At 66.3% G+C, this 11,899-nt stretch carries 12 protein-coding genes; 3 read left to right on the top strand and 9 right to left on the bottom strand.

All coding sequences use genetic code 11. The features are described 5' to 3' along the window. Positions 1 to 5: 5 nt before the first annotated feature. Positions 6 to 212, bottom strand: a complete 207-nt coding sequence (locus BTH42_RS00990) for a DUF3185 family protein (protein WP_075294861.1) — start codon at positions 210 to 212, stop codon at positions 6 to 8. A gap of 262 nt (positions 213 to 474) precedes the next feature. Here BTH42_RS00990 and mgrA point away from each other — a divergent pair, with 262 nt between their 5' ends. Further along, the gene (gene mgrA, locus BTH42_RS00995) at positions 475 to 1,518 is read left to right on the top strand and encodes an L-glyceraldehyde 3-phosphate reductase (protein ID WP_075294862.1); all 1,044 of its coding nucleotides are present in this window, start codon (positions 475 to 477) and stop codon (positions 1,516 to 1,518) included. Between the two features lie 132 nt (positions 1,519 to 1,650). Here the strand turns inward: mgrA and BTH42_RS01000 are convergent, their stop codons facing one another. Together BTH42_RS01000 and BTH42_RS01005 are read right to left on the bottom strand one after the other, a co-directional pair. Continuing rightward, on the bottom strand, positions 1,651 to 1,833 hold the full coding sequence (locus BTH42_RS01000) for a hypothetical protein (protein WP_008923386.1): 183 nt from the start codon (positions 1,831 to 1,833) through the stop codon (positions 1,651 to 1,653). 430 nt (positions 1,834 to 2,263) lie between these two features. Then, on the bottom strand, positions 2,264 to 3,538 hold the full coding sequence (locus BTH42_RS01005; protein WP_083654637.1) for an MFS transporter: 1,275 nt from the start codon (positions 3,536 to 3,538) through the stop codon (positions 2,264 to 2,266). A gap of 380 nt (positions 3,539 to 3,918) precedes the next feature. Between BTH42_RS01005 and BTH42_RS01010 the strand changes: the two genes are divergently transcribed. Together BTH42_RS01010 and BTH42_RS01015 are read left to right on the top strand one after the other, a co-directional pair. Beyond that, positions 3,919 to 4,131: a hypothetical protein gene (locus BTH42_RS01010; RefSeq protein ID WP_075294864.1), complete on the top strand. Its 213-nt coding sequence runs from the start codon at positions 3,919 to 3,921 to the stop codon at positions 4,129 to 4,131. A gap of 37 nt (positions 4,132 to 4,168) precedes the next feature. Further along, on the top strand, positions 4,169 to 5,215 hold the full coding sequence (locus BTH42_RS01015) for a serine/threonine protein kinase (protein WP_075294865.1): 1,047 nt from the start codon (positions 4,169 to 4,171) through the stop codon (positions 5,213 to 5,215). 45 nt (positions 5,216 to 5,260) lie between these two features. Here the strand turns inward: BTH42_RS01015 and BTH42_RS01020 are convergent, their stop codons facing one another. The 6 genes from BTH42_RS01020 to BTH42_RS01045 form a co-directional block, all read right to left on the bottom strand. Next, positions 5,261 to 7,165: a DUF3857 and transglutaminase domain-containing protein gene (locus tag BTH42_RS01020; RefSeq protein ID WP_075294866.1), complete on the bottom strand. Its 1,905-nt coding sequence runs from the start codon at positions 7,163 to 7,165 to the stop codon at positions 5,261 to 5,263. Positions 7,166 to 7,343: 178 nt separating this feature from the next. After that, positions 7,344 to 8,366: an XdhC family protein gene (locus BTH42_RS01025; RefSeq protein WP_075294867.1), complete on the bottom strand. Its 1,023-nt coding sequence runs from the start codon at positions 8,364 to 8,366 to the stop codon at positions 7,344 to 7,346. After that, positions 8,339 to 8,932, bottom strand: coding sequence for a CoxG family protein (locus BTH42_RS01030; RefSeq protein ID WP_075294868.1), 594 nt, complete (start codon positions 8,930 to 8,932; stop codon positions 8,339 to 8,341). Before BTH42_RS01030 ends, BTH42_RS01025 begins: the two co-directional genes overlap by 28 nt. Next, positions 8,923 to 10,194, bottom strand: coding sequence for a VWA domain-containing protein (locus BTH42_RS01035; RefSeq protein ID WP_075294869.1), 1,272 nt, complete (start codon positions 10,192 to 10,194; stop codon positions 8,923 to 8,925). The genes BTH42_RS01030 and BTH42_RS01035 overlap by 10 nt, the downstream gene beginning before the upstream one ends. Positions 10,195 to 10,205: 11 nt before the next feature. Continuing rightward, on the bottom strand, positions 10,206 to 11,087 hold the full coding sequence (locus tag BTH42_RS01040) for a MoxR family ATPase (RefSeq protein WP_075294870.1): 882 nt from the start codon (positions 11,085 to 11,087) through the stop codon (positions 10,206 to 10,208). 11 nt (positions 11,088 to 11,098) lie between these two features. After that, the gene (locus BTH42_RS01045) at positions 11,099 to 11,896 is read right to left on the bottom strand and encodes a xanthine dehydrogenase family protein subunit M (protein WP_075294947.1); all 798 of its coding nucleotides are present in this window, start codon (positions 11,894 to 11,896) and stop codon (positions 11,099 to 11,101) included. Positions 11,897 to 11,899: the final 3 nt, after the last annotated feature.

The raw sequence follows: 11,899 nt of genomic DNA on the forward strand, positions 1-11,899 counted from the left end.
CTGTCTCAGCGCTTGCGCCCCGAGATCGCGACGCCGGTCAAGCCGGCCAGCGTCGCCACCACGCCCGCGACGATCAGCATGATCGCCTTGTTGGTCGGCGAACCGGTAAAGAAGCGCGATACGTCGCTGCTCACCGAATTGAACGCCTGGCCGCCGAAATACAGCAGCACGATGCCGCCGACAATCAGCGCGATCGAAATCGCTTTCGTCATCTGATCCTCCCTAAGCTCTTGATCCGGCCAGAGTGTAGGTGAGCGTCTCGCGCGCGTCCATCCCGCATATCGGGTCCCTGCAAGCGCGGCGTCGATTGGCTAACATAGCGGTCTGGCCGCACTCGCGGCACCATGCAGCACCCGCAGCACCCGCAGCACCATCACCACAAATAACAATTCCGCAAGCCGCACGCCTCCCGCACCGCGCGAAATCCCGATGCCCGCACCAGCCGGGCATTTTTCATCGACAAGGACACTAGCAATGGCTTACGAAGCAGCTTCAGAACGCTATTCGGACATGCAATACCGCGTCTGCGGCAAGTCGGGTCTCAAACTGCCGGCGCTGTCGCTCGGACTGTGGCACAACTTCGGCGACACCACGCCGATCTCCACGCAGCGCGACATCCTGCGGACCGCGTTCGACCTGGGCATCACCCACTTCGACCTCGCGAACAACTACGGGCCGCCGTACGGCAGCGCGGAAACCAATTTCGGCCGCCTGTTCAAGGATGATTTCAAACCGTATCGCGACGAACTGCTGATTTCGTCGAAGGCCGGCTGGGACATGTGGCCGGGTCCGTACGGCCAGGGCGGCGGCTCGCGCAAGTACGTGCTCGCGAGTCTCGATCAGAGCCTGAAGCGCATGGGCCTCGATTACGTCGACATCTTCTATTCGCATCGTTTCGACGCGCATACGCCGCTCGAGGAAACCGCTGGCGCGCTCGCGAGCGCGGTGCAGCAGGGCAAGGCGCTGTACATCGGGATCTCGTCGTACTCGTCGGCGAAGACGCGCGAAATGACCAGGCTGCTCGCTGAGTACAAGGTGCCGCTGCTGATCCATCAGCCGTCGTACAACATGCTCAATCGCTGGATCGAGCGCGACCTGCTCGATACGCTCGCCGACGTCGGCGCGGGCACGATCGCATTCACGCCGCTCGCGCAGGGCTTGCTGACCGGCAAGTACCTGAATGGCGTGCCGGCCGATGCGCGCGTGAACAAGCCGGGCGGCGGTTCGCTGAAGGACGAGCATCTGAGCGCGCAGAACATCGAGCACGTGCGCAAGCTCAACGACATCGCGCAGCGTCGCGGCCAGAGCCTCGCGCAGATGGCGCTCGCGTGGGCGTTGCGCGATCAACGCGTGACCTCGGTGCTGATCGGCGCGAGCCGCGCGGAGCAGGTGCGCGAGAACGTCGGCGCGTTGCAGAACCTTGCGTTCTCGGCGGACGAGCTGGCGGAGATCGATCGCTTTGCGACCGAAGGCGGGATCAATCTGTGGGAAAAGCCGTCGACCGATCAGGAGATCTGATCATCTGATTCAGGCTCCGTGTGGTTAACGGACGAGAAAGCGGACAGAGAAAGCCGCACGCATTGGCGTGCGGCTTTTTTTATTGGGGCTTTACTTATGTGGGCGTTTGCAGCGGCAGTACCGCGCGCAACGCTACACCAGCGCCGGTAGACCCTCGACCAGCGCGACCGCGCACATCACGCCGATCAGCGCACCCAGCACGCGCAGCGCGTTATGGCGCAACTCGGTCTTGCACGGCAGCGCGCCGACAAATAGCGCGCCCGCGAGTGCCATCGGAATAACGAGGATGAAATCGCCGATCGTGAAGTACGTCATATTCGTCTCCATTGTCGAACCCATGCTGCCGGGTTGCTGAGTTGTTCCGGCGAAGGCGGCGGCTGCGGAATCTGGCAGCACGCGCGTTCGATTCGAGTATAGGAGACCGGTGGTGACGCATGATCGCGCGCGAGCGGCTCGCGAGGTTTATTCGCAAGCCGCCGAAGCCGGCGCGGCAGGGCATTCGCCGGTTGGCGCGGCGCAGCAAAGCGCGCGAAAAATATGTAGCGGCCGCTTACGTTTGGCTTGCGTTTCGCCGCAAATCCATGCGGGCTGGGTCGCGCGGGCTATTCGTGGCGGCTATTCGTTTGGGTCATTCGCGCAGGCTACTTGCGCGGGTCATTAGCACGAGTTACTCGCGCGGGCTATTCGCGCGGGTCATTCGCAGGAGTTACTCGCGCGGGCTATTCGCGCGGGTCATTCGCACGAGTTATTCGCGTCCGCGCAGACGCGTCGCCGCCACGAGGCCGATCACGAGCAACAGGCCGACGAGTCCGGCCACGCCATTCCACCCATGTCCGGCCCACACGTGACCGCCATACGAGCCGACCACGCTCGAGCCGATGTAGTACGCGAGCAGATACAGCGCGGCGGCCTGGCCCTTCGCTTCTTTCGCGAGCCGCCCGACCCAGCCGCTCGCGACCGAGTGCCCGGCGAAAAAGCCGAACGTCACGCACGCGATGCCGGCGACGATCGCCGCGAGCGGATGCAGCATCGTCAGCGCGAGGCCGCCCACCATCAGCAGCAGGCTCGCGGTCAACACACGCGCGCGGCCGAACGTGTCGGCCATGCGGCCGGACCACGGCGACGCGACCACGCCGGTCAGATAGACGACGAAAATCGCGCCGATCTCCGTCTGGGTCAACTGGTACGGCGGCGCGAGCAGCCGGTAGCCGATGTAGTTGTACAGCGTGACGAAGCTGCCCATCAGCACGAAGCCGAGCAGGAACAGTTGCGGCAGGCCGGGTCGCCTGAACTGCGCGAGCAGCGCTTTGCGGTGATGCGCGAAGCCGAGTCCGCGGCGCGGCACGAAATGGCGCGACGGCGGCAGCAGCGCGCGAAACGCGAGCATCGACAGCAGCCCGAGCACGCCGATCGTGCCGATCGCGACGCGCCACGAAAACAGATCCGCGACCACGCCGGTAATCACCCGTCCGGCCATGCCGCCGATCGCGGTGCCGCCGACGTAGAGCCCCATCGCGAGACCGAGACCGTCGGGATGCACTTCCTCGGCGAGATAGGCCATCGCGACGGCCGGTACGCCGCCGAGCGCGAGTCCTTCGAGAAAGCGCAGCACCAGTAGCTGATGCCAGTGCGGCGCGATCGACACGCCGATCGTCAGCACTGCCGACACCGTCAACGACAGCGTCATCAGCTTGTGCCGGCTCCAGCCTTCGGAGACGAAACCGGCGACGAAAATCGCCAGCGCGAGCGCCGCGGTGGAGAGCGACAGCGACAGACTGCTTTGCGCGGGCGTCACGCCGAACGCTTCGGAAAACGACGGCAACAGCGGCTGTACGCAGTAAAGCAGCGAGAAGGTCGCGTAGCCGGCGAACAGCAACGCGACGCTGGCCCGCCAGTAGGCGCGCGAGCCACGTTCGAGATACGGGATATCCGACACGGCGGAGGCGCCGGCGGCAACAGTCGATACAGCAGGGGAGGGAACGGCAGATGCAGTCCGCTGGGATTGCGGCGGCAGGTTCACAACAGAACTCCTTGGGTCACACGAAAAGCGCAAAAGTGTGAAGGATACGCTGAAAAACGAACTCGGGCCGGCTCCCTGTTTTTGATGCGTGTCATGCGCAGGGTTTATGATGGTCCGCATTACGAGGCGTTGCGGCGCGATCGGCGCCGTGCGCCGGGTAGTTTGAATCACGCGAGGAAACCCGCGAAACGACGGCTGAAGCGCCTTCTGTTCGCGCTTCCCAAAGCCCCGTAAAACAGCAACAATGGTTCGAACCTTACACGCGCAAAGGGCGCTGTAGCTTAGGTGCGCTGGCAACGTTCAATGCGAAGCGGCGTTTTTATCATCACCTCGACCGGCGGAAATATCACTAAGCCGGCTAAGGGAAACGGGGAAATATCATGCAAGTCGGTTCCATTGTCCGCTCGGTACATATCGCCGTGCCGCAAGGCGCGCGCGGAATCGTCATGCGCATTCTTGGCGACATGGCGATGGTCGCGTGGTACGCCGGCGAGCCCGGCGCGTCGCAGCTACTGAACACCGAACCCTTTTTCCTCGAAGATCTGATCGATACCGGCGACGTGATACGTCCGGCCGGCGCGCAGACGCATTGAAGATGCCGACTCGTCTTTCCCCGCGACGCGGCGCACAATGCGGGGCATGAACGACACCATTCCCGATCCTTCCCATCCCGAGGCCGGCGCCGGCGGCGCCGTGCCGTTCGCGCGGCTCACGCCGGAAACCGTGCTCGACGCACTCGACGGCGTGCTCGCCACGGCCGGCGTGCGTACCGACGGCCGGCTTCTGCCGCTCAACAGCTACGAGAATCGCGTCTACCAGGTCGGCGTCGAAGACGGTCCGCCGGTGGTCGCGAAGTTCTATCGGCCGGCGCGCTGGAGCGATGCGGCGATCCTCGAAGAACATGCGTTTGTCGCCGAACTCGCCGCGCGCGAAATTCCGGTGGTGACCGCGCGGGTGCTCGACGGCCGCACGCTGCACAGCTTCGACGGTTTCCGTTTCTCGGTGTTCGAGCGGCGCGGCGGCCGCGCGCCCGATCTGGACCGGCGCGATACGCTCGAATGGCTGGGGCGGTTTATCGGCCGCATTCATGCGATCGGGCAGACGCAGAACTACGCCGAGCGGCCGACGCTGAACATCGAGACCTTCGGTTACGAGCCGCGCGAGTTTCTGCTCACGCATCGTTTCGTGCCGGACGATTTGCGCACCGCGTGGGAAACCGCGGTGAATCTCGCGCTCGAAGGCGTCGAGCAGGCGTTCGAGCGGGCCGGCGAGATTCGCGCGCTGCGCCTGCATGGCGACTGTCATCCGAGCAACGTGCTGTGGACCGACGCGGGTCCGCATTTCGTCGACTTCGACGACAGCCGCATGGGCCCCGCGATTCAGGATCTGTGGCTGCTGCTGCCGGGCGAGCGCGTGGAAGCATCGCGTGCGCTCGCCGATCTGCTTGCCGGTTACGAGGACTTCTGTGACTTCGAGCCGCGTGAGCTGTATCTGGTCGAAGCGCTGCGTACGCTGCGGCTGATTCACTATCAGGCGTGGCTTGCGCGTCGTTGGGACGATCCGGCTTTTCCGGCCGCGTTTCCGTGGTTCAACACGCAGCGTTACTGGGAGGAGCGCATCCTCGAGATGCGCGAGCAGATCGGCGCGATGCAGGAAGGGCCGTTGTGGCCGGTGTAACGGCCCGCCACGCGTACGCGTGTCGTTTCAGATAGCCCTAAATTCTCAAGGCGCCTTCGACGCCACACTCGACGACTCCACCAGCGTCGATCTCACAATCACCTGCGCGCGCACGTCCCGTCCGATCGCTTCGATCGCGGGACGCATCCGCGCGAAATCGTCAGGTGTGCAGACGTCGCTGTCGAAATGGGTCGCGCCGTCGCGCGTCATCGTCACCACGTTGGCGTGCGGATCGTATGCGTACTGCGACGTGAAATCGACGAAGCGGTCCGCGGTGCGCTGCGCTTCCGGCATGTCGAGCACGCGGAAATTAGCCGGCAACTCCAGCCGCGCGCGTTCGTGGATCACCAGGTTGTGGCACACGAACGGCTGCGTGCGTTTGCGCTCGCCGAGCCAGTAGCGGGTGTCCGCATCGACGCCGCCGCCGAAACTCGTCAGCGCCGGAATCGATGCGGTCATCCCGGTCACCACGAGGTCTTCGAGCGTGCCTTGCATCGTCAACGTGAGCGGGCCGTCGGTGGCGGCGAGGTCGCTGGTGGTGAGCGTCGCGGTGCCGCGCAGATTCGCGTTGTGCAACTCGGCCTGGATCGATTCCTCGCGCTGTGCGGGTGTCTGCGTGCGCAGTCGCGCGCGGGTCTGTTCCGCGTACGGCCCGGCGTCTTCGAGCCGATAGGTGAAGCTCGCGGAGCCGTCCGCCGCGACCTTGATCGCGAGGTCGGTGCTGCGCGTCATCGGCGCGGTCGCCGGCGTTTGCGCGAGCACGCCGGTGTCGACCAGCACCACCGGTCGGTTCATATCGGATGCGGGCAGATAGCCGAATTCGACGTTCGACGCGGTCGAATCCGCGTATAGCTGTAGCTCGGGCAGCCACGTGATCGCGTGATTGATCACGCCGTAGCCGGGCACGCTCGGCAGCGTGTAGATCGTGCCGTTGCTGATCAGCGCGGGCTCGTTGCGCACGCCGACCGCGTCGAGCAGCGCGCCGTACAGCGCGACGTGGTCCTTGCAGTCGCCGTAGCGGTTCGCGAGGATCGCGCTCGCGCTGTGCGGCACGACCGCATCGCGACCGACGTAGATCGCGACATAGCGCACGTTGCGGCGCACCCAGTCGTATAGCGTTTTGGCCTTGTCGCGCGGCGTGCGGTCGTGGGCGGTGAGCTGGCGCGCGAGCTGCGTGAGCGCGGTATCGTGCGCGCCGGGGTCCGCGGCCGCCGACACGCGATACGACGCGGCGAACGCCGCATAGCTCGGAAACGTCGACACCATCAGCCGGTCGCCATACGACACGTACGCGATCGAGCCGCGTTCGAGCCGGTCGAAATGCGCCTTGTCGTAGCGGAATTCGTAGCGCGTGCGGCCGTCGCGAGTGACCGGCGATACCGCGCTGAAGCCGCGCGCGTCCGCGTATAGCGGCTTGTCGGCGGGCAGGTCGTAGATCAGCCGGAAGTTGCGGGTCGGCGCGAGGTCGGGCGGCGTGAAGTCGCTGAATTCGCCGGGGACGATCGGCTGGCGCTGGGTCTTGCGGTAGGTCAGATGCACGCGCGCGCCCGGTTCGACCGCCGGAAACACGATCACTTTTTCCTGGATGTCCTGAAACATCGGCGCGTCGAACGAACGGGCTTCCTGCACGTCGCGAATCTGTTCGGGCTGCACGTCGTGACGCTTGCCGTCCGCGCCCAGCGTGTAGGCCTCCAGAATCTGCACGTCGGCCATGTTGCGGTTGAACCAGACATACTGCTGCGCGACCCGGCCGACGCCGGCTTCGTTGTTCACGCGCAGCGTCATCGAATCGAGCTTCGCGTACGAGCCGTCCGCGTTGACCGTGAAGGTCTGCGTTTCGCCTTCGTTCGTGTACGGGTCGTCGAGCTTGAGCGCCACGCTCGCGCTCGCGGCGTGGATGCCGGCGAGCCAGCCGAGCGAGGCAACGCGGACCAGAACGTGCAGGCGCATGACAGGTGGTATCCGAACGATGACGTTGGCGGGATCGGGGATCGTCAGCTAGCGTCGGTTCGCGCCGCGCGGATGTCAAGCGGCTGCCGCGCATTCGCGTGCATTGGTGCGGCTCGGCCGCTTAGTCGTGCAGTCGGGCAGCCGCTGCCGCGGCAAGCGGCCCGGTTCTACGCAAACGCTACACGCTGCAAGCCGCCCCGCCCGACGCCGCGATCTCCCGCGCGGCCTTCGCGCCTTCCACCTGCAACAAAGTAGGCAGCGACACCCCGTTCTTCGCCGCGGTCACTTCCGCAAGTATCGACACCGCGATCTCCGGCGGCGTGCGACTGCCGATATAAATCCCGACCGGCCCATGCAGCCGCGCCAGCTCGGCGTCGTTCAGATCGAACTCCTTGAGCCGCTCGCGGCGCGCGTGATTGTTGCGCCGTGAGCCGAGCGCGCCGACATAAAACGCCGGCGTTTTCAGCGCTTCCATCAGCGCCAGATCGTCGAGCTTCGGATCGTGCGTGAGCGCGATTACCGCGCAGCGTTCGTCGAGCTTCATGTCGAGCACGGTGTCGTCCGGCATCGTGCGAACGATCTTCGTGCCCGGCACGTCCCATTCCTCGGTGTATTCCTCGCGCGGATCGCAGACGGTGACCTGATAGTCGAGCCCCACCGCGATATGGCACAGGTAGCGCGACAACTGCCCCGCGCCGATCACCAGCATCCGGTAGCGCGGCCCGTGGATCGTCAGCAGGCGCTGGCCGTCGAAATGCACGCCGTCGGTCGCCTGCGCGTCGTCGAGCCGGACCGCGCCGGTCGCCATGTCGAGTTCGCGCGCGAGCAGCCGGCCGTTCTCGACCGCGTGACACAGCTCGGCGACCCCGCTGGCCGGCGTCAACGGTTCCAGCACCAGCTGGATCGTGCCGCCGCACGGCAGCCCGAAGCGATGCGCCTCTTCGGCTGTAATGCCGTACTTCACCGCCTCCGGGTGCGTCTGCTCGATACCGCGTTGGCGCACCCGCTCGATCAGATCGTCTTCGATACAGCCGCCCGATACCGAGCCGACCACGAGGCCGTCGTCGCGCACCGCGAGCATCGCGCCTTCGGGGCGCGGCGACGAGCCCCACGTCTTCACGACCGTGACGAGAAGCGCGCGATGTCCGTCTTCCAGCCAGCGAGCGCTGGATTTCAGGACTTCGAGATCCACGCTGTCCATGATTTCTTCCCTTTCTTTGCGTCGCCGTCGGACTTGCCGTCCGCGGCCTCGTTCGATTCCGGTTGCGTGTCCGCGGACGCGGCTTCGGTTGCCGTGTCTCCGTCCGCCGGGCCGGCGCTATTGTCACCCGAGAGCTGGGCACCGAAGCGCCTGAAAAATTCCCCGGCAATCTTGCGCGCGGCGCCGTCGACGAGCCGCGAGCCGATCTGCGCGAGCTTGCCGCCGACCTGCGCGTTGGCCGTGTAGCTGAGTTTGGTCGCGGCCTCGCCGTCGGCTTCGAGCACCACCTGCGCGTTGCCCTTCGCGAAGCCGGCCGCGCCCCCCTGGCCTTCGAACACGATCGTGTAGGTGCGCGGCGCGTCGATGTCGGTCAACTGCATGCGTCCCTTGAAGCGCGCCTTGACCGGCCCGACCGCCGCGCTCAGCGCGACGAGGTACGCGTTCTCGCCGTCGGGGTCGATGCTTTCGCAGCCGGGGATGCACGCGCGCAGAATTTCGGTGTCGTTCAGCGCGTCCCACGTTTGCTGCTGCGGAACCGGCAGCGTGTGCGTTTCGGTCAATTCCATGAGCTTGCTCCTGCGGGTGTCGTCGCGGCGACGGCGTGGCGGGGCGCGCGCGTGAGTTGCGCGAGGTCGCGGCCGAACGCGGCGAGACTGTCTAGATTATGAACCGGACGATGCGCATCGACATGCGGGAGGATCGCCTGCACGCCGCGCGCTTTCGGGGTGAAACCGCTGAAGCGCAGCAGCGGATTGAGCCAGACGATTCGATGTGCGAAACGTGCGAGGCGGGCCATTTCGGTGTCGAGCACGTCGATCGCGTCGTGGTCGAGCCCGTCGGTGACGAGCAGCACGGTGGCCCGGCCGGTGAGCACGCGGCGAGCCCAGCGCCGGTTGAATTCGGCGAGCGCCGCGCCGATGCGGGTGCCGCCCGACCAGTCCACCACCTGATCGCTGAGCGTCGCGATCGCGACATCCGGGTCGCGCTCGCGCAGCGCGCGGGTCGCATTGGTGAGCCGGGTGCCGAACAGGAATACCTGTAGACGTTCGCGCGATTGCAGCAGCGCGTGGCAGAAGTACAGCACCGCGCGCGAGTAGTTGCTCATCGAACCGGAGATGTCGAGCAGGAGCACCAGCGGCGGTTTGCGTTCGACCACCGCGCGATATTTCCACACGGTCCAGTCGCCGCCCGCACGCACCGCGTGGCGCGCGCTCGCGCGCAGGTCCGCATGGGTGCCGTGCGATGCCGCTTTCAGGCGGCGCGTCGGTTCGGTCGCGAGCGGCAGACGCTGGCCGCGAATCAGATGACGCAGCGTGCGCCATTCGTCGGCGCTGAGCGTGTCGAAATCGCGCTGACGCAGCCGTTCTTCCGCGCTGAATGTGAGCTGCGCGTGCAACTCGTGCTGCTCGGTTTCCGGCGCCGGATTGTGTTGCGGCGATGGCGGCATGCGGACCGCGAGCGCGTCGGCGAGACGGTTGTTGCGTTTGGGCGGCGGCAGGCCGTCGCGCACTTTCGGCAGCAGCAGCGCGCGCAGCTTGCCCTCCCAGTCGGGGTCGCGCCAGAACAGTTCGAACGCGGCGTTGAACAGGTCGCGTTCGTCGGGCGCGGTGACCAGCAGCGCGGCCAGCGCCGCGCGCACGTCGTCGCGGCGGGCGAGGTCGATCCATTGCAGCGCGGCGAGCGCGTCGACCGCCTGCGCGGGCGACATCGGCAGGCCGGCGCCGCGCAGCACGCGGACGAAATGGACCACGTTGCGCGCGAGCATCGGCGCGGCGGGCGGATGCGGGTGGGTGTCGTCGCTGTCGTCGGGGCCGCTTTGCCTGGTCATCCGAACGATCCTCACGCGGACAGGCACTGCGCGATCTGCGCGGCGTCGACGCGCGCGAGATCGTCCTGATACTTGAGCAGCACGCCGAGCGTGTTCTGCACCGATTGCGGATCGAGTTCGGTCACCGACAGCGCTTCGAGCGCGCGGCACCAGTCGATCGTCTCGGCGATGCCGGGCGCTTTGAACAGATCCATTCCGCGCAGCCGGTGCACGAAATCGACCGCGCGCCGCTGCAATTGTTCGGACGTCTGCGGCGCGCGCGCGGCGACGATTTCCAGTTCGCGCTCGCGATCCGGATAACCGATCCATTGATACAGGCAGCGCCGTTTCAGCGCGTCGTGCACTTCGCGCGTGCGGTTCGACGTCATGATCACGAGCGGCGGTTGCGCGGCGCGCACCGTGCCGTATTCGGGAATCGATACCTGGAAGTCCGAAAGCAGTTCGAGCAGGAACGCTTCGAACGGCTCGTCGGCGCGGTCGATTTCATCGATCAGCAGCACGCGGCGCGCGCCCGGATGGTGTTCGTCCGGCAGCAACGCCTGCAACAGCGGGCGCTTGAGCAGGAATTCGCCGCGATACAGCGTGTCGTTATCGGCGCGCTCGCCGCTCGCTTCGGCGAGGCGCAGCGCCATGATCTGGCGCGGGTAGTCCCATTCGTACAGCGCGCTGGCGGTGTCGAGTCCCTCGTAGCATTGCAGCCGCAGCAGCGTGGTGCCGAGCATGCCGGCGGCCGCTTTCGCGAGTTCGGTTTTGCCGACCCCGGGTTCGCCTTCGACGAACAGCGGCCGCTCCATGCGCAGCGCGAGATACAACGCGGTCGCGAGCTCGCGGCTCGCGAAATAGCGTTGCGTGGCGAGCTGCGCGAGGGTGTCGTCGATCGAGGCCGGCTGCATCGCAAGGACCGCTAAGCAGTTGCTTTCGCCACTGCCCGCGCGGCCAGCACGGGGATCAGATGCGCGCGGTATTCGGCGCTCGCGTGCATGTCCTCGTTCAGCTCGTCGGCCGGCACGCTGACCGCGCGCGCCGCGTCCGGCGTGAAGTTCGCCGACAGCGCGGTTTCGAGCTCCGTCGCGCGAAACACCGACGAAGCCGCGCCGGTCACCGCGACCCGCACGCCACTCGCGAACTTCGCGACGAACACGCCGACCAGCGCGAAGTGCGACGCCGGGTTGCGAAATTTCTCGTACGCGGCCCGCTCCGGCACCGGGAATTCGACCGCGACGATCAGCTCGTCCGGCTCCAGCGCGGTCTCGTACATGCCGACGAAGAAGTCGCCCGAGGCGATGCGCCGCCGTTCGGTGACGATCGTCGCGTCGAGCCCGAGCGCCGCGGCCGGGTAGCATGCGGCCGGGTCGTCGTTCGCGAGCGAGCCGCCGATCGTGCCGAGCGCGCGCACCTGGCGATCGCCGATATGGCCGGCGAGATCGGCGAGCGCCGGCAACACGCGCCGCACGTCAGGATGATCGGCGACGTCCGCATGACAGACCGCCGCGCCGATCGTCACCTTGTTCGCGTCGACCGTGATCGACTTCAGTGCCGGAATTCGCGTCACGTCGACCAGTTGCGACGGCTGCGCGAGCCGCAGCCGCATCGTCGGCAACAGGCTCTGGCCGCCGGCAAGAAACTTCGCTTCGGGGTCGGAGGACAGGGCTGCGGCGGCCGCTTGCGGATCCGTCGCGCGTTGATACTCGAATGAATACATGTC

The organism is Burkholderia sp. SRS-W-2-2016 (assembly GCF_001931485.1).
Taxonomy (GTDB): Bacteria; Pseudomonadota; Gammaproteobacteria; order Burkholderiales; family Burkholderiaceae; genus Paraburkholderia.